Consider the following 21,488-nt stretch of genomic DNA (forward strand, 5'->3'; position numbering starts at 1 on the left):
CAGGCAAAGCCACCCCATGACAAAAACAGCTCTTATCACTGGCGCGTCCCGCGGTCTTGGTGCCGCCCTGGCCGAAGCACTTTGCGACACGCATCACATCATTGCAGTCGCCAAAACCACCGGTGCCCTGGAAGAGCTGGACGACCGCATCCAGTCCCGCGGCGGCAGCGCGACGTTGGCACCGATGGACATCACCAATGCCGATGCGATGGCGACCCTGTGCCGTGGCATCTATGACCGCTGGGGCAGCCTTGACCTTTGGCTGCACACCGCTGTCCATGCCGCCCCCTTGGCCCCGACCGATCACATCGACGCCAAAGACATGGCCAAATCGGTCGCCTGTAACGTCACCGCCACCTCGACCCTGATCACCTATGTGGCACCGCTGCTGGGGCAATCGGGTCAGGCCGTGTTCTTTGACGATCCGGTTGTGGCGACCAAATTCTTTGGCAGCTACGGGGCCACCAAGGCCGCACAGATCGCGCTGGCCAAAAGCTGGCAGTCCGAAGCCGTGGCAATCGGCCCGCGCGTCCACATCATGACGCCCGCCCCCATGCCCACCGCGACACGCGCGCGTTTCCACCCCGGTGAAGACCGCGAGGCGCTGAACACGCCACAGTCGCAAGCCGCTGAAATTCTGGCGCAACTGGCTGTTTCCCAGCCTTAAAACATGATGCGGTGAAGGCTCCTGCCTTGCCGCGCCGCGCCCCGTCGCCTATCAAGGCGCAAAGGGGAATTTATGCGCATTCTGATCACCAACGACGACGGTATTCACGCTCCGGGTCTGAAGACCCTGCAAGGCATTGCCACCGACCTGGCCGGACCCGATGGCGAGGTCTGGATCGTGGCCCCCGCCTATGAACAATCCGGCGTCGGGCATTGCATCAGCTACACCAAGCCGATGATGGTCGAAAAGGTCAGCGACCGGCGCTTTTCAGTCGAGGGCAGCCCGGCCGATTGTGTGATGGCGGCACTGCATGACTGTATGCTGGATGCCCGCCCTGATCTGGTGCTGTCGGGTGTGAACCGCGGCAACAACGCGGCCGAAAACACGCTCTATTCCGGCACGATCGGTGGCGCGATGGAGGCGGCGCTGCAAGGCATCCCCGCCGTGGCGCTGTCGCAATATTACGGCCCTGCCAACCGTGATCTGGATGATCCGTTCGAGGCAGCCGCCGGCCACGGGGCCGATGTGATCCGCCGTATCCTGGATGCGACACCGGCGCATGGGGATGGCTACCGTCTGTTCTATAACGTGAATTTCCCGCCCGTCGCAGCGGCAGAGGTTCAGGGCATCCGTTTGGCCCCCCAGGGGATGCGCCGCGATACCAGCTTTTCCACGATCCCGCAGCTGTCGCCGTCGGGGCGGCGGTTCTTGTGGATCAAGGGCGCGGACCAGCAGATCCCGACGGACGACGGCACCGACGCGGCGCTGAACCTTGACGGCTATATCTCGGTCACGCCCATGCGCGCCGACCTCACCGCTCATGATACATTTGACGCGCTAAAAGCCATCAATACATGAACGACGAAGAAGACATCACAGACGCGACACGCAAGATGCAATTTCTTTACGCACTCCGTTCCAAGGGCGTCACCGATGCCCGTGTCCTGAACGCGATGGAGCAGATCGACCGTGGTCCCTTCATCCGCGGCCTTTTCGCGTCCCGCGCCTACGAGGACATGCCCCTGCCGATCGCCTGCGGTCAGACCATCAGCCAGCCTTCGGTTGTGGCGCTGATGACGCAGGCGCTGGATGTGTCGTCGCGTGACAAGGTGCTCGAGGTGGGGACCGGATCAGGCTATCAGGCCGCGATCCTCAGCAAACTGGCGCGGCGCGTCTATACCATCGACCGCCACCGCAGGCTGGTGGTAGAGGCCCGCCAGATCTTCGAGGATCTGGCCCTGTCCAACATCACCGCGATCATTGGCGACGGCAGCTTTGGCCTGCCCGAACAGGCCCCCTTTGACCGGATCATCGTGACCGCCGCCGCCGAAGATCCCCCCGGCCCGCTTCTGGCCCAGCTCAAGGTGGGCGGCATCATGGTCGTGCCCGTGGGCCAGTCGGACACGGTTCAACACCTCATACGTGTACGCAAAACCGAGACCGGGCTGGAATATGACGAGCTGCGCAAGGTCCGCTTTGTTCCCTTGCTTGAAGGGCTGGGAAAAGACGGCTAAATGCAGTATAGCAAGGGGAACTCCGCCCGAACGGGGACCCCAAGGCGCTGACGGCACCGAAGACGAGGACGAGCAGATGACCCAACCAAACGTGACCCGTACCCTCAGGCTGACGGTACTGGCGGGCAGCTCTGCGCTTTTGCTCGCCGCTTGTGAACAGCCCCTTGATATGGATTTGCGCGGCGGCTTTGGCGACGGTTTCACCACCGCCCACGCAGCCACCGGCCCGCTGGATGAACGCCCCGCACCGGACAACCGCGGTGTGATTTCCTACCCCAACTATCAGGTCGCCGTGGCGCGGCGTGGCGATACGCTGTCTGACGTGGCCACCCGCGTGGGTGCTGATGTGGGCAGCCTGTCGCGCTATAACGGCATCGACCCCACTGTCCCCCTCCGCAAGGGAGAGATCATCGCCCTACCGACCCGCGTCGCCGAACCCTCGCCCGCGACTGGCGCGTCGGGCACCGGTCCGATTACCACCGCTGCGGTCGATATCCAGACCATCGCAGGCGGCGCGATCAACCGGGCACCCGCCACCCCCGGCGTGCAGACCACCACCCTGCCCTCGGCGCAGACCACGACCCGCGAGAACCCCGCGAAACAGACCGGGATCGAGCCTGTGCGCCACAAGGTGGAACGTGGGGAAACCGCCTATACCATCGCGCGTCTCTATGCCGTGCCGGTTGAAACGCTGGCCGAATGGAACGGGCTTGGCGCTGATTTCTCTGTCCGCGAAGGGCAGTTCCTGCTGATCCCCGTGGCGCAGCAGGCCGCCCCGAAACGCAGCGCTGCAGTGCCAGCCGCCGCGACGGCCACCGCGCCGACAACAACCAGCTTGCCCGGCACCGGATCGCCAACGCCGACCCCGCCAAGCGCCGCGAAGCCGCTACCGCCCGTGGACGAAAAGCCCGCCGCGCCAAAGCCCGAACCCGCCGCAGCCAAGCCTGTCGCCGATGTGGGCAAGACGACGCAACCCGCCTCTTCCGGCCGCATGTCGCCCCCCGTACAGGGCAGCATCATCCGCGCCTATTCCAAGGGCAAGAACGAGGGCATCAACATCAAGGGCACACCGGGCGCTGCGGTCAAAGCCGCCGATAGCGGCACAGTCGCCGCGATCACCAAAAGCGCCGAGGGCGTGCCGATTGTCGTGATCCGCCACCCTGACAACCTGCTGACCGTATATGCCAATGTCGCCAATGTGTCGGTCGCCAAAGGGGATAGCGTCTCTAAAGGGGCAAGCATCGCCAAACTGCGCCCGGGCGATGATTCATTCGTACATTTCGAGGTGCGCAAAGGCTTTGATAGCGTCGATCCGACGCCCTACCTGAACTAAGCCAACTGGAAAACGGAACAGCTTCAACACGCGGTCCCTTTTCGGGGCCGCTTGCTTTTGTGCAGGCCGCTTATCGCTTACAGCGCGACGCCGCGCCGCCCTGCCAGATCAACGAAGTACTGCCACGCCACACGGCCCGACCGCGCCCCACGGGTCGCTTGCCATTCGATCGCCTCGGCGTGCAGGGTCTTGGCGTCAATCTCGACCCCGTAAGCCTCGCAATAGCCGCGGATCATATCCAGATACTGTTTCTGGTCGCAGGGATGGAAGCCCAGCCACAGCCCGAACCGATCCGACAGCGATACTTTCTCTTCCACCGCCTCGGCAGGGTTGATGGCAGAGCCACGTTCGTTCTCGATCATGTCACGGGGCATCAGATGCCGCCGGTTCGACGTGGCATAAAGCACGACATTCTCTGGCCGCCCCTCGATCCCGCCATCCAGCACCGCCTTCAGCGACTTGTAATGCGCGTCATCATGACCAAAGCTCAGATCATCACAATAAAGGATAAACCGTTGCCGCGCACCGCGCAGCAGGCTCAGCAGACGGCCCACCGATGGCAAGTCCTCGCGTTGCAGTTCCACAATGCGCAGACGGTCGTGCGTCTCGCGGACATGGGCGTGCACGGCTTTCACAAGGCTCGACTTGCCCATCCCGCGCGCGCCCCACAGCAGGGCGTTGTTGGCGGGCAGACCGGCGGCGAATTGCATCGTGTTGGCCAGCAACGTGTCGCGCGCACGATCCACCCCGACCAGCAGCGACAGATCAACCTTGCTGACCGTTTCGACCGGTGCCAGATGGTCCGGCCCTGTCTGCCAGACAAAGGCCCCCGCCACATCAAAATCCGGGGTTTTCAGCGGCGGAGGAGACATCCTCTCCAACGCCGCTGCAATACGGTCCATCGGGTCACGGTTCACTTCAGGTCGTCCTCATCCTCTTCGAACTCTGCGAGGATCGGGTCATCATATTCGTCGTCATAATACCCGTCTGCGCGCAGCTGCTCTTCTCGTTTGCGTTCAACCCGCCCTACAAGAAAGATAGAGATTTCGTAAAGCCCGTAGACCACAACAAACAGGATCCCTTGGGTGATCACATCCGGCGGCGTGACAAGTGCGGCCAGCACCAGGATACCAACCACCGCATATTTGCGCACGTTGCCAAGCCCCTCGGCGCTGACCAGTCCGGCCTTACCCATCAGGGTCAGCAATACGGGCAGCTGAAAGCACAGGCCAAAGGCCACGATGAACTTGATCGTCAGGCTCAGATATTCCTGAGCCGACCCCTGGAACGCGATGGCGGCGATTCCGCCTGCGTTATCCGTCCCCTCGCCGACAAGCGTGCCCGCCTGCTGGAACCCAAGAAAGAAATCGAAAGCCAGCGGCGTCACGACATAAAAGGCAAAGGACGCGCCCAAAAAGAACATCAGCGGGCTCGAGATCAGGAAGGGCAGAAACGCGCCCTTCTCGTTCTTGTAAAGCCCCGGTGCCACGAAGCGCCACAGCTGGTAGCTGATATAGGGAAAGCCCAAAACCAGCCCGCCCAGCAAAGAGATAGAGATGGCGACGAAAAAGCCCTCTTGCAGCTTGATCAGGATCAACCCGCAGTCTTCCTGCCCACGCTCGGCCATAGCCGAACACAAAGGGTTCGTCAGGAAGTTAAAGATCGGATTCCAAACGGTAAAACAGATCACCATGCCGATGATAAAGGCGATCACCGAATGGATCAGCCGCGTGCGCAGCTCGGCCAGATGCTCGATCAGCGGGGCGGCGCTGTCGTCAATATCGTCTGATGCACTCATGTGTCACTCTTTTTGGCCGCTGGCGCTTTGGGCGCGGCTTTCTTGGCCGCAGGTTTCGCTGCGGCAGGTTTCTTGGCGGCAGGCTTCTTCGCGGGCGTGGCTTTGGCTGGCGCTTTGGCGGCAGCTGCCTTCTTGGCTGGCGCTTTCTTGGCAGGAGCTTTCGTCGCCGGCTTCTCGATCTGCGGCGCGGCGGCGGGTGTCGCGAGTTTCGCTTCTGCGGCGTCGGCCTGTGCCAGCGCCTCGGCAGCTTCACGCTGTTTGCGCTCGGCACCGGCACGGGCGGTGGCGGCCTGGATCTTCTTGACATCCTCGGCCCGCTGCGAGGCCAGTTTGCCTGTCTCGCTTTCGGGGTCGAATTTGGACAGGGATTTGGTCGCTGATTTTACTTCGTCCATCGCCGACCCCAGCGGGTTCGTCGCGGTTTTCAGCGTCTTGTTCAAACTGGACGACATTTCGCGCATGCCCGTGTCATCGGCGGCATCATTCATCGCATTGCTGAACTCGCGCGCCATCCCCTTGGCCTTGCCCACAAACTGGCCGACCTTGCGAAACAGCACGGGCAGGTCCTTGGGACCCACCACAATCAGCGCGACAACGCCAACGACCAACAGCTCTGACCACCCCATATCAAACATGAGAGCTTACACCCGGTCCTTGTCGGTCTTCGTGTCGGTGACAACAACGGTGTCATCGCTCAGCTCGGCAGTGTCCTTGTCGCCGTTTTTCACGTCATCTTCGCCTTCGCTGATGCCTTTCTTAAAGCTGGTGATGCCCTTGCCGACTTCGCCCATCAGGCTGGAAATCTTGCCGCGCCCGAACAGGACCAGCACCACAACTGCAATCAGCAAAAGACCCGGAAGGCCGATATTGTTCAACATAGTCTCAACTCCATAATCCGAATGTGAGGCAGAGGGACTGCCCCCGCCGGTAAACTCTGTCTCTTTTTAGGCCCCTGCTCTGGCAGCTTGAAGGGCCAAAGCGTTTCCCTCGCCGCGTGGCCCCGCAAAATTTACGCCCTCCGAAGACCGCCCCAACACTCCTGACAGTTTTTTGGCAGTTGCCTTGCGCCCTGCCCCCCTGCGTGGCAAACAGAAACCATGCGCCGCAGCGACCGATTGTTTTCCCTGCTCTCCCTCTTGGGCGACCACCAGCTTCACCGGGCCGAGGATATGGCGCAGGCGGCGGGCGTGTCCTTGCGCACGCTCTACCGCGACATTGCGCGGCTGCAGGCGTCGGGCGTTGCGATCACCGGCACCCGTGGCGCAGGCTACCGGCTGACACCGGCGACGGTGCTGCCGCCGCTATCCCTCTCCCCCGAAGAGATTGAGGCGCTTCAACTCGCCCTCGCCGTTGTGCTTGAAACAACCGACCCCGACCTACAGGCCGCCGCGACCTCACTGGCGCAAAAGATCGACGCGGCCTTGCCCGAAACCGCACAGCCCGCAACGCAGGACTGGCAGCGCATCGAACACCCTTTCGCCAATGCCGCGCGGGGGTTGGGGCATCTGCCCGTGCTGCGCGCCGCAATCCGCGCGCGCCAGAAACTCAGGATCGTCTATAACGCCGACGATGGCTCGCTTGATACGCTGGTGCTCCACCCCCACAGGCTCAGCCATGCCGCCCGCAGTTGGACCCTGTCAGGTTGGGATGAAACCAAAGGGCAAAACACCACCCTGCGGCTTGACCTGATCGAGGCGACACACCCGCTGCCCGCGCTATTCACCGCGCCGCCCGCCTTCCAAATGGAATAAATCCTCGCCGAAGGCATCCCGCGGTGCCACAGGGGCAGCCGCCAGCGGTCTACCCTGCCGCATGCACCGGAAAAACAAAACAACGATCGCGGCGCACGGTCAGCCACATGACGGCCCCGGGCTGCGGCAAGAAGACATTGGGCACGGTGGCGCGCAGGGTGCTGCCGTCATGGTCCATCACAAATTCCACGAGACTCTCATTCCCCATGAAACGCGCACGCGCAACAACGGCGCGGGCTGCGGTGCCATCGGTCGAGGTTGGCAACGGGCCCTTGCCCGCACGGTCAAAGTCGATGCGCAAATGCTGGGGGCGGAATACGATATCCACCTGTGTCCCGTCCGGCACGCCGGGGGCCAGAAACCGGCCAAAGACCGTATGCGCAAGCGCCCCAGACACCTCGGCCCGCAGCACATTCGCGTCCGAGAAAAACGCCACCGACGCGCGGTCAACGGGACGCGTATACACGTTATAGGGGGCCCCCTGCTGCACGATCTTGCCATCGCGCATCAAGGCGATCTCGTCCGCCATGCGCATGGCTTCCTCGGGCTCGTGGGTGACCAGCAAGACGGCGGTACCTTCCTCTTTCAGGATGCCCAAAGTCTCGTCCCGGATGTCATCGCGCAGCCGGTTATCAAGACCCGAGAACGGCTCGTCCATCAGCATGATCTTGGGCCGCGGGGCCAAGGCACGCGCCAGCGCGACACGCTGTTGTTCGCCCCCCGACAGTTGATGCGGGTAGCCGTCGATAAATCGCAGCAGGTCCACACGTTCAAGCAGTTCCTCGATACGGGCGCGGCGTTCGGCCTTGGTGCCGGTTTTCAAGCCAAAGCCCACGTTGTCGGCCACGCTAAGATGCGGAAACAGCGCGAAATCCTGAAACATCAACCCGATCTCGCGCCGTTCGGGGGGCACGCGGAAGACCGTGTCACAGATCAGCTTGCCATCAACGTGGATCGTACCGCTGTCCTGCATCTCGACGCCGGCGATCATCCGCAGGGTGGTCGACTTGCCACAGCCCGATGGCCCCAGAAGGCAGGTCACCTGCCCCGGCATGATTTTCAGGCTGACATCATCCACGACGGCCCGCCCGCCATAGGCGCGCTGTAGGTTCTTGATTTCCAGTCTCGGGTGCACGTCAGTCACTTCAGTCATGGGCGCAGTCTAATCCGATCAATTCGCTCGGGATCGACCGCTATCAGCCCCGCCGCGCGCCCGCAAGCACCGCCGCGAAGCCTGCGACCAGAACGACCACACAAATCACCAAAAGCTGTTCGTATTTATGCCCCTCTGGCAGCACCGCGGCAAAGGCGGGCCACGCACGGGCAAAATAGGCAAAGGCCCCGATCATCGCCGCCCCGAAGGCCGCCAGATAGGCCCATAGGGCGATCTGCCGTTGCATCACCAGCCCGACCACCAGCACCGGCGTCAGGAACATCGACGCAGTACCCGACACAGCCACCGCGTCGAACAGCGTCGCATTGCCCCAGAGCGTCAGCACCGTGCCCGCGGCCATAAAGCCCAGCATCACGATCCGCCCGCCGTTCAGGCTACGCGGTGCGAGCTTCAGCTCTTCAACCACCAGACGCGCGGCAGAAGAGAGCGCGGAATCCAGCGTGCTCAGCGCCGAGACCAGCAAAGAGATCATCAGCGCCACAAACACCCACGCAGGAAACATCGTGGCCCAGGTGCCGATCAGCTCGCCCTCGTAGGCCGCACCGACAAGGCTCGCCTGAATGCCGAAGAACCCGAAGCCGATGATACACAGGGTTGAGATCCAGAAGGCATGCAGAAAGGACCGGCGCGTCACCTCCGGGTCGGCGATAAAGCCCCGGTCCATCATCACCGGATCATGCGCGGGGTAGGAAAACACTTGCAACAGCGCCACGGCCAGCAAGACCCAGCCGTTATAGGCCCCTGCTGTCCCCGGAGCCGTGACAACCGCCCCCAGATCAAAGCCGGGCGACACGACCAGCGCCACAAAGGCGACACCGAAAACCACGAGGAACACGACCATCTGCACCACATCGGTGCGCAGCGCAGCACTTAGCCCGCCCCAAGCGGAATAGCCCAGCCCCACGAGCGCCACGATCAGGATCGCAGGCGTGCCGCTGCCCGCCAGCACGGCGTTAAAGATCAGCCCCACCACCAGCAGATTGGCGAACACCTCGGACAAGAGCCGCAGCGCGATGACCAGATTATAACAGGCATTGCCCGCCCCGCCAAAGCGCGCGCCCAGCCAATCCTGCACCGACATGGCGCCGTTCTGGCGCAGACGTCCGACGATAAAGCCCCCGGTCAGGAAAGACCCGTAATAGGCCGCATAGGCCAGCGTGCCCGCGATGCCGTAGTAATATCCCAGGATCGCCGCGTTCATCAGGCTGCGCGCGAAAATCCATGTGGTGACCTGGCTGAGCACCAGCGTCCAAAGCCCCGGCGCACCGCCTTGGGCCGTCATCCCGCCAAAGAACCCCTCGACCGAGGCGCGGCGCGGTGCGGCCAGCAGACTTGCGGCGATGATGGCACCGAAGAGAACAAACAGAACAATGGGGGACATCCGGGAATACCTTTGAAAGGGACAGCAACGTCCATGGGTAACCTAGCAAAAACCGCCGCGCTATCTGTTGCGCGGCGGTCTGTCGTAAACGTGATGAAATATGTCAGACGGGCGCGCGCGCCGCGACGGCATCGCAGCGCCCGGCCCTCGCACTTACATCGTGATATTGGTCGCCCCGCCGTCCAGCAGCAAGTTCTGCCCGACGATAAATCCCGCGTGTTGCGAGCACAGGAAAGCACAGGCCGCGCCGAATTCATGCCGCGTGCCATAGCGCCCTGCGGGAATCGTCGATGCGCGCTCGGTGCGGGCCTCTTCCAGCGTGATGCCCTTTTGTTTGACGACGCCGCCATCCAGTGCATCGGCGCGGTCGGTGGCGTGGATGCCGGGCAGCAGGTTGTTGATCGTGACACCCTTGCCCGCGACCTGACGCGAGGTGCCCGCGACATAGCCGGTCAGACCGGTACGGGCCGAGTTGCTGAGCCCCAGAACGCCGATTGGCGCGCGCACGGATTGCGAGGTGATGTTGACGACGCGGCCCCAGCCACGGTCCATCATCGCGGGCACCAGCGCCTTGATCATCGCGATGGGGGCCAGCATGTTCGCATCGAGCGCCTTGATGAAATCCTCGCGGTCCCAATCGCTCCACATGCCGGGGGGTGGGCCGCCTGCGTTATTGACCAGAATGTCGATCTGGCCCGCGGCCTCCAGCACCAGCTTCTGGCCTTCGTCCGTGGCGATATCGGCAGCGATGGTGGTGACCTCGACGCCATAGTCCTGACGGATGCGTTCGGCGGCTGTTTCCAGATCAGCGGCACCGCGTGCGTTCATCACCAGATCCACACCCGCTTCGGCCAGCGCCTCTGCGCAGCCTAGGCCGAGGCCCTTTGACGATGCGCAAACCAATGCGCGTTTTCCCTTGATTCCCAGATCCATAGCGATCTCTCCCGGTTAGTGTTCGCGCAAGTCGTAGCACTGTCTTTGCGGACAATGCCAGCAAAAGGCCAAAGGCTTGACCCGAATGAGACACAATCCTATGGCAAGGACACAAGAACCACCGGCAGTTGTGTGACTGCCGACCCCGATATCATTCACCTTTCGCGCGCAAAGGCCCGCCCCATGACCTCGCCCCGCCCTTCCCCTCCGCAAAGCGTCCCTGTCTTTCGTGCGACGCAATTCACGGCGACGGATGGTGCGAATATGGGCGACGCGCTGTCTTTTGCCTCGGAACTGTTGCTGGATGATGTGTACGAGCTGTCCTACGGGGCGGAACCAGTGCGCCTGTCGATCCAGACGGCACCGGATGGCAGCCTGTCGATCGCGCCCGATACGCAAACCGGCACCAGCGGGGCCGCCCTGCATCTGGATTGCGCACTGACCTTCATGTCGCCTGACGGGCAGATCAACGATGCGATCCTGCTGGTCGAAGTGGCCGATGACGGCCATGCCGAAGCAATCTATCTCATCCCGCTCAGCGCGCTGTCGTCGAAAGTGGAATACCGGCTGGTTGGCATCGACACCGAGACGATGCGCCAGAAGTTCGCGCAGGTCGCCTGTGTGTCCTTCACACGCGGCACGCACATTACCATGGCCACCGGTGAGCAGCGCCCGATCGAAGAACTCTGCGTCGGGGACAAGGTCCTGACCCGCGATGACGGCGTGCAGGCGATCCGCTGGATCGGGCAAAGCACCGTGCGCGCGGTTGGCGAATTCGCCCCGATCTGCATCAACGCGGGCACGTTGAACAACGACAATGACCTGATCGTCAGCCCCGATCACCGCCTGTTCATCTACCAGCGCGAAGACCGTCTGGGCGCCGGCCGGTCAGAGCTGCTGGTCAAGGTCCGCCATCTGGTCAACGGCGATACGGTACGGGTGCAGGACGGCGGCTTTGTCGACTATTTCCAACTGCTGTTTGACGGGCACCAGATCATCTATGCCGAAGGCATCGCGGCGGAATCCATGCTGATCGACAGCCGGACCAAAGGCGTGCTGCCGCAAGAGCTGTCGGACGCCATGGGCGATGTCATCCCCGGCCATTCCGACCTGCCCCATGCGGGGCTGGATGTATCGGAGCCGCTGCTGGACCGCCCCGACGCAGCTGAACTGCTGCGCCGCGCCAGCATGCGCTGATCAGCCAAAGAATTCCTCGCGCACGATCTTGCCATTGGCCACGTGGTAGATGGCGACCTCTTTCATCTCCATCTCGGTGCCGCTGTCCTTTTCGCGCGCCGCAACATCAAAGATGACGGCAAAACGGTCATCGCCGTGGAGCATCGGGTCGCTGACATCCTGACGCGTCACCTCCATCGCGCTGTCCCACCACGCATGCTTGCCCTTGATGCCCTCAAGGCCCTGCGTCTCGCGCCCGTTTCCGTGGTCCATCCCCTCAACCGACACGGCGTCCTGCGCGTAAAGCCGATCAAGGTTCGCCACCTCATGGCCCTCGCGGCAGCCTTTTACCAACGCATCTGCGATCTCTTTCAATTCCATTGTCACACCCCCTCTGGTTTCATCTGCCCCCATCATACCGCAGTTTCGCGCCTACCCCCAAGAAAATGCCACCACCCGCCTGATCCAAGCAGACTTGCGCGTGTGTTCGGGCGTGGATATATGCCAATCCATGTTGGATACCCCCTCAAACCGCCCCGCTTTGCCTGCCGAAATCGCTCGGCGTCGCACCTTTGCGATCATTTCCCACCCCGATGCGGGGAAAACCACGCTGACAGAGAAATTCCTGCTGTTCGGCGGGGCGATCCAGATGGCCGGTCAGGTCCGCGCCAAGGGCGAGGCGCGACGCACCCGCTCTGACTTTATGGCGATGGAAAAAGACCGCGGCATCTCTGTCTCGGCTTCGGCCATGTCCTTCGATTTCATGAACAAGGGCACGAATTTCCGCTTTAACCTTGTGGATACGCCCGGCCACTCTGACTTTTCAGAAGATACCTACCGCACGCTGACCGCCGTTGACGCGGCTGTGATGGTGATTGACGGGGCGAAAGGCGTGGAGAGCCAGACGCAAAAGCTGTTCGAGGTCTGCCGCATGCGCGACCTGCCGATCCTGACATTCTGTAACAAGATGGACCGCGAAAGCCGCGATGTCTTCGAGATCATCGACGAGATTCAGGAAAACCTTGCCATTGATGTGACCCCTGCAAGCTGGCCCATCGGCGTGGGCCGCGACTTTATCGGCTGCTACGACATCCTGCGCGACCGGCTTGAACTGATGGACCGTGCCGACCGGAACAAGGTCGCTAAGAGCATTGCGATCGAAGGGTTGGATGACCCGAAGCTGGCCGAACACGTACCCGCCGCCCTGCTTGAAAAACTGCGCGAAGACCTTGAGATGGTACGCGAGCTGATGCCGCCGCTGGATGCGGCGCTGATGGCCGAAGGGTCGTTGACACCGATCTGGTTCGGCTCTGCGATCAACAGCTTTGGCGTCAAGGAACTGATGGACGGGATCGCCACCTACGGCCCCGAACCGCAGATTCAATCGGCAGAGCCAAGACAGATTTTACCTGAAGAACCAAAGGTTTCCGGCTTTGTCTTCAAGGTTCAGGCGAACATGGACCCCAAGCACCGCGACCGCGTGGCTTTTGTCCGTCTGGCGTCGGGCCACTTTACCCGTGGCATGAAACTGACCCATGTGCGGTCCAAGAAAACCATGTCTGTCACCAACCCCGTGATGTTCCTTGCCGCCGACCGCGAGCTGGCCGAGGAAGCATGGGCCGGTGACATCATCGGCATTCCCAACCACGGGCAGCTGCGCATCGGTGACACCCTGACCGAGGGCGAGGCGATCCGCGTCAGTGGCATCCCGTCCTTCGCGCCAGAGCTGTTGCAGGGCGTGCGCGCGGGCGATCCGATGAAATCGAAACACCTTGAAAAAGCGCTGATGCAATTCGCCGAAGAAGGTGCAGCGAAGGTCTTTAAACCCGCCATCGGCTCGGGCTTTGTTGTGGGCGTCGTCGGGCAGCTACAGTTCGAAGTGCTCGCCAGCCGGATCGAACTGGAATACGGGCTGCCGGTGCGGTTCGAACAATCGCAGTTCACCTCGGCTCGATGGGTGAACGGTGACCGGCAAGCCGTTGATAAGTTTACAGAAGCCAATAAACAGCATATCGCCCATGACCACGATGGCGACATCGTTTACTTGACGCGGCTGCAATGGGATATCGACCGTGTGGACCGCGATTACCCCGATGTGCGCCTGACCGCGACCAAGGAAATGATGGTCTGACTTGGGCTTGCCAGCCCGACCGACGCACCGCAAACTGGCCCCATGACTGATGTGACATGGGGCATCGCCTCTACCATTCTGGCACCGACGCGCGACATATTGCAGTTCGCCGCCTATCATCTGGCGGCGGGCGCGCAGCGGCTGTACATCTATCTGGATGCGCCCAATGAGGAGGCCTTTGCCCATCTGGACGCCCATCCCAAGATCCGCGTCATCACCTGCGACGCGCGCTATTGGAAGCAGCGCAAACGTGACCGGCCAGACGCCCACCAGCAACGCCAGACGGCAAACGCGACCCACGCCTACAACCGCCGCCGCGAGGTGGACTGGCTGATCCACATGGACGCGGACGAGTATCTGGTCGCAGGCCGCCCGATCGCTGACATTCTGGCCGATATCCCGCAAGCTGCGCCCGCCACCCGCATCCGCCCGATGGAGCAGCTTTCAGGCGATCCGACGGCGTTCAAGGGCTTCATCCCCGCCGGCCCCGACCGCGCGCGCATTGTGGCAGAGCTTTATCCGACCTATGGCGCTTATTTGAAGGGCGGGTTTCTCAGCCATCTTGCGGGCAAGGTATTTGTCCGCACGGGGCTGCCGAATATGCATCTGCGCATCCACAACGTCTTTCAAAAGGGCGAGATGCTGGAGTGTCGCGACGCCCCGCCCGACATCACGCTGGCCCATGCCCATGCGAAAACATGGGACGACTGGATCGCCGCCTACCGCTACCGCGTCACCAAGGGCAGCTACCGCCCCGAACTGCGCCCCAACCGTCCCTATGAGCAAGGCGGTCTGTCGCTCAACGACCTTTTCTCGATGATAGAGAGTGAAAGCGGCGAGGACGGGTTACGCGCGTTTTTCGACGAAGTCTGCGCAGATACCCCGGAATTGCGCAGCCGCCTGCGCGACCACGGGCTGCTACGCGAGGTTGATCTGGCGCTGCCCAACCAACTGGCAACACATTTCCCCCGTTTCACAGGGCTTTAGCGCATCCATTTGACGCGACGGGGAGTCTTTGTTAATGGGTGCAGAACATGTCGCGGAGAGCCTCCGCCCCTTGGGCCATGCGGGCCGACATGAATGCTGCCGCGGGCCAAGTGTATGTCCGCTATCATCGGACACACATGACAAAATTTTCTGATCTAAACCTTAATCCTAAAGTCCTGAAAGCCATTGATGAGGCCGGGTATGAAACCCCCACGCCGATTCAGGCCGGCGCGATCCCCCCTGCCCTTGAAGGCAAGGATGTCTTGGGAATCGCCCAAACAGGCACCGGCAAAACTGCCAGCTTTACCCTGCCCATGATCACCCTGCTTGCCCGTGGCCGCGCCCGCGCCCGGATGCCGCGCAGTCTGGTGCTGTGCCCCACGCGGGAACTGGCGGCACAGGTGGCCGAGAACTTCGACACCTATACCAAGCACCTGAAACTGACCAAAGCGCTGCTGATCGGCGGTGTGTCGTTCGGAGAGCAGGACAAGCTGATCGACAAGGGCGTTGACGTTTTGATCGCCACGCCCGGCCGTCTGATCGACCATTTTGAGCGCGGCAAGCTGATCTTGTCCGACGTGAAGATCATGGTCGTGGACGAAGCCGACCGGATGCTGGATATGGGGTTCATCCCCGATATCGAACGCATCTTCCAGATGACGCCCTTTACCCGTCAAACGCTGTTCTTCTCGGCCACGATGGCCCCCGAGATCGAGCGGATTACGAACACCTTCCTCTCTGCGCCCGAGCGTATCGAAGTCGCCCGTCAGGCCACCACGAGCGAGAATATCGAGCAAGGCGTGCTGATGTTCAAAGCCTCGCGCAAGGACCGCGAAGCGACGGAAAAACGCAAAGTGCTGCGTGCGTTGATCGACGCCGAAGGCGACAAATGCACCAACGCGATCATCTTCTGCAACCGCAAGATGGATGTGGATACGGTCGCTAAGTCGTTGAAAAAATACGGCTATGACGCGGCTCCGATCCATGGGGATCTTGATCAAAGCCAGCGGACCAAAACACTGGAAGGGTTCCGCAACGGCGATCTGCGCTTCCTTGTTGCCTCTGACGTGGCCGCGCGCGGCCTTGATGTGCCGTCGGTCAGCCACGTGTATAACTACGACGTGCCCTCCCATGCCGAGGATTACGTGCACCGGATCGGCCGCACGGGTCGCGCGGGACGTGATGGCAAGGCAATCATGATCTGCGTCCCGCGGGACGAAAAGAACCTCGAAGACGTTGAACGTCTGGTACAGCGCGAGATCCCGCGCCTCGACAACCCCTTGGGCGGTTCGGAGGCAAAAGTGGCTCCCGCGGCAGAGACCAAGACAACCGATGCCCCCGCTGCGAAATCCGATGAGGCGACCAAATCTGAAAAGCCCAAACGCACCCGCACGCGCAGCCGTAAAAAGCCTGATGCGGCTAAGGTTGACGCTGAACAGACAGAGACGGCGCAGGCGGACAGCCCTAAGGCTGACAAACCCGATGCCAAAGCGGACGCCAAATCTGATGCAAAGCCGCAAGACAAAAAGTCGGACAAACCAGCCAAGGATTCCGCAGACAAGGCCCCTGCCCAAAAGGCAGACGCCGCTCAGGACGACAAACCCAACAACCGTCGCGGTGGCCGTGGCGGGCGCGGTGATAACAACCGCAATGACAACAACCGTCAGCAGAACAACCGCAACGACAACCGCGTCGTCGGTCTGGGCGATCACACGCCCGAGTTCATCGGCCTAAGCTTTGCCGAACGTCGCGAATAACCCCACGCACCACTGACAGAAACGATTAAAGGCGCAGAGCATCCTCTGCGCCTTTTTCTTTGTCGCTACCGCTTTGCCTTGCAGCAGTTCCGGCGCGTCACACCCTGCCCCCAAAAACGCAAAACGCCGCGCATAGGGCTGCGCGGCGTTTCGGTGAGCGTGAGAGCGTTTTAGCTCAGGCGGCTGACCACGATGGTAACCTCGGGCTTTTTGCCGATCTCATCGTTGGCGGACTGACGCACAGTGCGCTTCAACCCATCGTGCAGCTTGTCGTCGTCGCGCAGGGTCTTGGCATTAGCACGGCCAAGGAACTGGGCCAAATCGGCTTCCAGCACGTCAACCAGCGACGTCTTGGACCGTCCTTGCTCTGGCAGACCCATGGCATCGACCCAAGGATCGCCCAAGGCTTCGTCATTCTCGTCCATGATGACGGTCACGGTGACGTGGCCGTTCAGCGCCATGCGGATACGGTCGCGCACAACGCCATCCATCGCGCCAATCTGGGTAGAGCCATCAAGGTAAGTCCGCCCGCTGTCGACATATTCAACGACCTTGGGCTCGTTGCCCGACAGGTCGATCATCATGCCGTTGACGGCCAAAACACCCTTCATCCCCTTGGCGTTGGCGATTTTAGCGTGCTCACGCAGGTGGCGGTGCTCACCGTGCATCGGGATCAGAATCTGCGGCTTGACCACGTCATGCAGCGTTTCCAGATCGGGACGGTTGGCGTGGCCCGACACGTGATACAGACCCGAGCTGTCGTCGACGATATCAACGCCCATCTCTGAGAATGCGTTGATCACCTTGATCACCCCACGCTCGTTGCCCGGAATGGTTTTGGAGGAGAACAGGAACATGTCCCCTTCCTTCATTTCCAGCCCCATGTATTTGCCGCGTGCCAGCTGTGCCGACGCCGCACGACGCTCCCCTTGCGACCCTGTCACCAGCAGCATCAGGTTCTCGCGCGGGATGCCGCGGGCTTCTTCCGGGCTCACGACCGGGGGGAAGTCCTTCATCACGCCGGTTTCAAGCGAGGCTTCGACCATGCGTTTCATCGCACGTCCCAGCAGCACAACCGACCGCCCTGCCCGTTCGCCCGCATCCGCCAGCGTCTTCACACGCGCGACGTTAGAGGCAAAGGTCGTCGCGACGACCATACCCTGCGCGGTGCCGAGCAGCTTTTCAATCTCTGGCCCGACGGTCGCTTCGGACCGGCCTGCATGCTGCGAGAAGACGTTGGTACTGTCACAGATCAGCGCCTTGACGCCGTCCTTGGACACGTCGGCCCAAAGTTCGGGGTCGTAGGGTTCACCAACACCGGGTGTCATGTCGATCTTGAAGTCGCCCGAGTGGATCAGCCGATCGCCGGCCACGTCGATCACCAGCGACGACGATTCAGGGATGGAGTGGGACATGGGCAGGAAGCCCACTTTGAACGGCCCTACGGTCGTTTGCTGCGGCCAAGGGGCCACGGTGGTCACCGCATCGTCGGGGTGGCCGTATTCGTCCATCTTGCGCTTGGCGATATTGGCGGTGAATTTCCGCGTGTAGATCGGCGCGCGCAGGCGATCATAGGTATGGGCCACGGCACCGATATGGTCTTCGTGAGCGTGGGTGATGAAAATCGCCTCGATCTGGTCGCGGCGTTCTTCAAGCCAGGCGATATCGGGGATGATCAGATCCACGCCGGGGCTTGTGTCCATGTCGGGGAAGGCCACGCCAAGGTCGACAACAATCAGCCGCTCCTTACCGGGTTTCCCGTATCCATAAACATAGGCATTCATGCCAATTTCACCTGCCCCACCGAGGGGCAGATAGATCAATCTTTCGCTGCTCATATGACTAAGCGGTATCCTTGTTATAGTTATAAATCACGGTCAGGCCGTGCATCGTCAAATCATCTTGGTATGCATCAAACAGATCGACTGTCTGTTGAAAGAGCGGGGCCAGCCCGCCTGTGGCAATCACGCGCATTTCGCGGCCGCGCTCAGCCTTTATTCGGGCACATATCTCACGGACGAGGCCAACATAACCCCAAAAAATGCCCGATTGTATGCAAGAGACGGTATTTGTACCAATCACCGCCTGTGGTTTCGAGATGTCTACGTGAGGTAAGGCCGCTGCGGCGTTATGCAATGCCTCAAGGCTCAGGTTTACACCGGGGGCAATCACCCCGCCGATATAGGCCCCGTCCGTATCGACCACGTCAAAGGTCGTCGCCGTGCCGAAATCGACAATGATCAGATCACCGCCATAAAGATCATGCCCCGCCACCGTGTTGACCAGACGGTCAGGCCCCACGGCGGTGCCTTCGTCAACGCGGACATCCACCGGTAGCAGGCAATCGGGTTTGCCCACCACAATGGGCCGCGTGTCAAAATAGCGGTCCGCCAGAACGCGCAGGTTGAACACCACCCGCGGCACGGTCGAGCTGATGATGACATCGGTGATATCTGCCTCGACGCCCTGAAACTTCATCAAGGTGCTGAGCCAGACGTAATATTGGTCAGAGGTACGCTGCCATTCGGTAGAGGTCCGCCACGTCCCGAGGAACCGCGCCCCGTCCCAGATCGAAAAGACTGTATTGGTGTTTCCGCAGTCAATCGCCAACAGCATGGCACATCCCTCCGCTCGCGCTTAGAAAAATACATCCGCCGCAGTGATGGGCACGCGGCCTTTGGGGGTACGCAGGATCAGGTTGCCTTGCGCGTCCACGTCTTCGAACACACCACGGGTTTCGTCCTTCATGGTGCGCGCGACGATCTCTTCGCCCAAACGCGCGGCATGGGACAACCACGCGGTACGGATGGGGGAAAACCCATAGGTCTGGAACTGCGTTTCCAACTGCGCATATTCCGCCGCCAGCGCATCCAAAAAGACCTCGGGCGGGACTACTTTGCCGGTCTCTGCCACGACGGAAACGGGGCGCAGGGCCCCTGCCTCGACCTGATCGGCACCGGGCGCATGGGCAAGGTTCACCCCGATTCCGATGGCCAGAAAATCACCGATGCTTTCCAGCAGGATGCCCGCGACCTTACCGCCGTTCAGCAGCACGTCGTTGGGCCACTTCAGGGTAAAGGCCCCCTCGTCCCGCGTGGTGGCGACAAAGGCGCGGCGCAGGGCAAGCGAGGCGACAAAGCTGCGCAGCGCCGCGGTCGAGGGGCTTTCGGACCGGCGCATCATCAGCGTCGCGGCAAAATTGCCCCGTGGCGTGGCCCAGGACCGACCGCGCCGACCGCGTGCGGCGGTCTGCTCCTGCGCGAGGATCCATGTGGACCCAGTTAGCACGCTCGCTTGGCGTGCCGCCTCGCTCAGCGTGGAATCGACGCTATCGAAAACCTGCCGCCCATAGCCATCGGGCCAAGACGCGTTCTGCGCCTTGGCCCCCGTTGCTCCCACAGTGGAAGCGCCATTGTTCACCGATGTCACCGGCAGATCAGTTGATCAGCGTCGCCGCTGCAGAGATCGCAGCAGTTTCGACGCCAAACATGTTCAGGATACCCACGACCATGATCACGGCAGAGGCAACAACGAACCCCGACAGCAGGCTGCTTTTGCCCTCGTCCAGACGGTCATCGCCTTCGGCACCGAAATACATCAGGAAAACGATACGCAGGTAATAATAGGCACCGATGGCCGAGGCGACGGCGCTGGCAACAACCAGCCAGACCAGCCCCGCATCCACACCCGCCTGCCAGACACCCAGCTTGGCGAAGAAGCCCAGCATCGGCGGCACACCAGCAAGCGAGAACAGCAGTACCAGCATCGCCAGCGCCTTACCCGGCGCGCGTTTGGAATACATGTTCAACGCCGAGATATCGGTCACCGGCTGGCCGTCTTTCTCCATCCCGAGGATGAAGGCAAAGGTGCCGATGTTCATGGTCACGTAGATCGCCAGATAGACCAGCATGGATTTGACACCCAGCTCGGTTCCGGCGGCAAGGCCGATCAGCGCATAGCCCATGTGGGCGATCGAGGAATAGGCCATCAGGCGTTTGATGTTGGTCTGACCAATCGCGGCGACGGCACCAAGGAACATGGACAGAACCGACAGCAGCGCAACGATCTGGCTCCAGTCGGCGACAGCATTGCCGAAGGCGTCATGCAGCACGCGGGCAAACAGCGCCATCGCGGCAACCTTGGGGGCTGTGGCGAAGAAAGCTGTAACCGGCGTCGGTGCGCCCTCGTAGACATCGGGCGTCCACATGTGGAACGGCACGGCCGAGACCTTGAACGCCAGACCGGAGACGACAAAGACGATCCCGAACAACAGGCCAATCGATGTCTGCCCTGCGCTCGCAAGGCTCATGACGCCCGCGAACTGCGTGGTGCCGGCGTAGCCATAGACCAGCGACACACCGTACAGCAGCAGCCCCGAGGACAAAGCGCCCAGAACGAAATACTTCAACCCAGCTTCCGTCGATTTCACGCTGTCACGACGCAGAGAGGCGACGACATAAAGCGCCAGCGATTGCAGCTCGAGGCCCATATAAAGGGTCATCAGGTCGCCCGCGCTGACCATCATCATCATGCCGACAACGCTCAGCGCGATCAGCACAGGGTATTCAAACCGCAGCAGCCCGCGCTTTTTCATATAGGCTTCGGACATCGCCAGCACCGCCGCCGCGCTGAGCAGCATGGTGACCTTGGCAAACCGGGCAAAGCTGTCTTCGACGAACAGACCGTTAAAGGCGATGCGCGTGGTGCCACCGCTGGTCATACCGATCCAGATCGCCAGCAGCGTCATCACGATTGCCGTGGCCCAGACGATCACCCCCGCGGCGGCGTCCTTGTTGGTGTAAACCGCCCCAAGCAGTGCCAGGATCGCGAAAAGCGCCAGCAGGATTTCGGGCAGGATGACATTCAGATCAGCGGAAATCATCGCG

General features: G+C 61.6%; 21 protein-coding genes. 9 read left to right on the top strand and 12 right to left on the bottom strand.

Features of this window, described 5'->3' with window-relative positions:
* Positions 1 to 16 precede the first annotated feature (16 nt).
* The 4 genes from AB1495_RS00260 (at position 17) to AB1495_RS00275 (ending at position 3,514) form a co-directional block, all read left to right on the top strand.
* Positions 17 to 667 carry an SDR family oxidoreductase gene (locus AB1495_RS00260; RefSeq protein ID WP_009824837.1) on the top strand — a complete coding sequence of 217 codons (651 nt, stop codon included), beginning with the start codon at positions 17 to 19 and terminating at the stop codon, positions 665 to 667.
* Positions 668 to 739: 72 nt separating this feature from the next.
* Entirely contained in the window at positions 740 to 1,525 is a 786-nt protein-coding gene (gene surE, locus AB1495_RS00265) for a 5'/3'-nucleotidase SurE (protein WP_005853919.1), read from the top strand.
* Complete coding sequence (locus tag AB1495_RS00270) at positions 1,522 to 2,181, top strand: protein-L-isoaspartate(D-aspartate) O-methyltransferase (RefSeq protein ID WP_005853921.1); 660 nt, start codon at positions 1,522 to 1,524, stop codon at positions 2,179 to 2,181. The genes surE and AB1495_RS00270 overlap by 4 nt, the downstream gene beginning before the upstream one ends.
* A 76-nt stretch (positions 2,182 to 2,257) precedes the next feature.
* Positions 2,258 to 3,514, top strand: a complete 1,257-nt coding sequence (locus tag AB1495_RS00275) for a LysM peptidoglycan-binding domain-containing protein (protein WP_005853923.1) — start codon at positions 2,258 to 2,260, stop codon at positions 3,512 to 3,514.
* A gap of 77 nt (positions 3,515 to 3,591) precedes the next feature.
* Here AB1495_RS00275 and AB1495_RS00280 read toward each other — a convergent pair whose 3' ends face one another.
* Genes AB1495_RS00280 through AB1495_RS00295 form a run of 4 tightly spaced genes read right to left on the bottom strand, consistent with a single transcriptional unit; the run spans position 3,592 to position 6,190 of the window.
* The gene (locus AB1495_RS00280) at positions 3,592 to 4,431 is read right to left on the bottom strand and encodes an ATP-binding protein (RefSeq protein ID WP_005853925.1); all 840 of its coding nucleotides are present in this window, start codon (positions 4,429 to 4,431) and stop codon (positions 3,592 to 3,594) included.
* Positions 4,428 to 5,312: a twin-arginine translocase subunit TatC gene (gene tatC, locus AB1495_RS00285; RefSeq protein WP_005853927.1), complete on the bottom strand. Its 885-nt coding sequence runs from the start codon at positions 5,310 to 5,312 to the stop codon at positions 4,428 to 4,430. Before tatC ends, AB1495_RS00280 begins: the two co-directional genes overlap by 4 nt.
* A complete protein-coding gene (gene tatB / locus AB1495_RS00290; RefSeq protein WP_074634404.1) occupies positions 5,309 to 5,947 on the bottom strand; it encodes a Sec-independent protein translocase protein TatB in 639 nt (212 codons plus the stop codon). Before tatB ends, tatC begins: the two co-directional genes overlap by 4 nt.
* Positions 5,948 to 5,953: 6 nt before the next feature.
* A complete protein-coding gene (locus AB1495_RS00295; protein WP_005853930.1) occupies positions 5,954 to 6,190 on the bottom strand; it encodes a twin-arginine translocase TatA/TatE family subunit in 237 nt (78 codons plus the stop codon).
* 219 nt (positions 6,191 to 6,409) lie between these two features.
* Between AB1495_RS00295 and AB1495_RS00300 the strand changes: the two genes are divergently transcribed.
* Positions 6,410 to 7,063, top strand: coding sequence for a YafY family protein (locus tag AB1495_RS00300; protein WP_074634405.1), 654 nt, complete (start codon positions 6,410 to 6,412; stop codon positions 7,061 to 7,063).
* Between the two features lie 49 nt (positions 7,064 to 7,112).
* On the opposite strand, the gene AB1495_RS00305 is transcribed toward AB1495_RS00300, so the two are convergent.
* The 3 genes from AB1495_RS00305 to AB1495_RS00315 form a co-directional block, all read right to left on the bottom strand.
* Complete coding sequence (locus AB1495_RS00305) at positions 7,113 to 8,216, bottom strand: ABC transporter ATP-binding protein (protein WP_005853933.1); 1,104 nt, start codon at positions 8,214 to 8,216, stop codon at positions 7,113 to 7,115.
* Between the two features lie 43 nt (positions 8,217 to 8,259).
* Positions 8,260 to 9,618 (bottom strand): sodium:proline symporter, encoded by a 1,359-nt coding sequence (locus AB1495_RS00310; RefSeq protein ID WP_037964191.1) that lies wholly within the window; start codon positions 9,616 to 9,618, stop codon positions 8,260 to 8,262.
* 153 nt (positions 9,619 to 9,771) lie between these two features.
* Positions 9,772 to 10,551, bottom strand: a complete 780-nt coding sequence (locus AB1495_RS00315) for an SDR family oxidoreductase (RefSeq protein ID WP_005853937.1) — start codon at positions 10,549 to 10,551, stop codon at positions 9,772 to 9,774.
* Positions 10,552 to 10,734: 183 nt separating this feature from the next.
* Here AB1495_RS00315 and AB1495_RS00320 point away from each other — a divergent pair, with 183 nt between their 5' ends.
* Entirely contained in the window at positions 10,735 to 11,748 is a 1,014-nt protein-coding gene (locus AB1495_RS00320) for a Hint domain-containing protein (protein ID WP_074634407.1), read from the top strand.
* Here AB1495_RS00320 and AB1495_RS00325 read toward each other — a convergent pair whose 3' ends face one another.
* Positions 11,749 to 12,108, bottom strand: coding sequence for a nuclear transport factor 2 family protein (locus AB1495_RS00325; protein ID WP_074634408.1), 360 nt, complete (start codon positions 12,106 to 12,108; stop codon positions 11,749 to 11,751).
* A 130-nt stretch (positions 12,109 to 12,238) separates the two neighbouring features.
* Here AB1495_RS00325 and AB1495_RS00330 point away from each other — a divergent pair, with 130 nt between their 5' ends.
* From AB1495_RS00330 to AB1495_RS00340, 3 genes are all read left to right on the top strand, one after another.
* Positions 12,239 to 13,858: a peptide chain release factor 3 gene (locus AB1495_RS00330; protein ID WP_074634410.1), complete on the top strand. Its 1,620-nt coding sequence runs from the start codon at positions 12,239 to 12,241 to the stop codon at positions 13,856 to 13,858.
* A gap of 42 nt (positions 13,859 to 13,900) precedes the next feature.
* Entirely contained in the window at positions 13,901 to 14,845 is a 945-nt protein-coding gene (locus AB1495_RS00335; protein WP_074634412.1) for a glycosyltransferase family 2 protein, read from the top strand.
* A 137-nt stretch (positions 14,846 to 14,982) separates the two neighbouring features.
* Positions 14,983 to 16,602, top strand: a complete 1,620-nt coding sequence (locus AB1495_RS00340) for a DEAD/DEAH box helicase (protein WP_074634779.1) — start codon at positions 14,983 to 14,985, stop codon at positions 16,600 to 16,602.
* A gap of 170 nt (positions 16,603 to 16,772) precedes the next feature.
* On the opposite strand, the gene AB1495_RS00345 is transcribed toward AB1495_RS00340, so the two are convergent.
* Genes AB1495_RS00345 through nuoN form a run of 4 tightly spaced genes read right to left on the bottom strand, consistent with a single transcriptional unit; the run spans position 16,773 to position 21,484 of the window.
* Positions 16,773 to 18,440, bottom strand: coding sequence for a ribonuclease J (locus AB1495_RS00345; RefSeq protein ID WP_074634413.1), 1,668 nt, complete (start codon positions 18,438 to 18,440; stop codon positions 16,773 to 16,775).
* A gap of 4 nt (positions 18,441 to 18,444) precedes the next feature.
* Positions 18,445 to 19,218 carry a type III pantothenate kinase gene (locus AB1495_RS00350; protein WP_009824851.1) on the bottom strand — a complete coding sequence of 258 codons (774 nt, stop codon included), beginning with the start codon at positions 19,216 to 19,218 and terminating at the stop codon, positions 18,445 to 18,447.
* 21 nt (positions 19,219 to 19,239) lie between these two features.
* Complete coding sequence (locus AB1495_RS00355) at positions 19,240 to 20,001, bottom strand: biotin--[acetyl-CoA-carboxylase] ligase (protein WP_074634780.1); 762 nt, start codon at positions 19,999 to 20,001, stop codon at positions 19,240 to 19,242.
* A 37-nt stretch (positions 20,002 to 20,038) separates the two neighbouring features.
* A complete protein-coding gene (gene nuoN, locus AB1495_RS00360; protein ID WP_005853955.1) occupies positions 20,039 to 21,484 on the bottom strand; it encodes an NADH-quinone oxidoreductase subunit NuoN in 1,446 nt (481 codons plus the stop codon).
* Positions 21,485 to 21,488: the final 4 nt, after the last annotated feature.

The organism is Sulfitobacter pontiacus, from assembly GCF_040790665.1.
Classification (GTDB): Bacteria; Pseudomonadota; Alphaproteobacteria; order Rhodobacterales; family Rhodobacteraceae; genus Sulfitobacter; species Sulfitobacter pontiacus.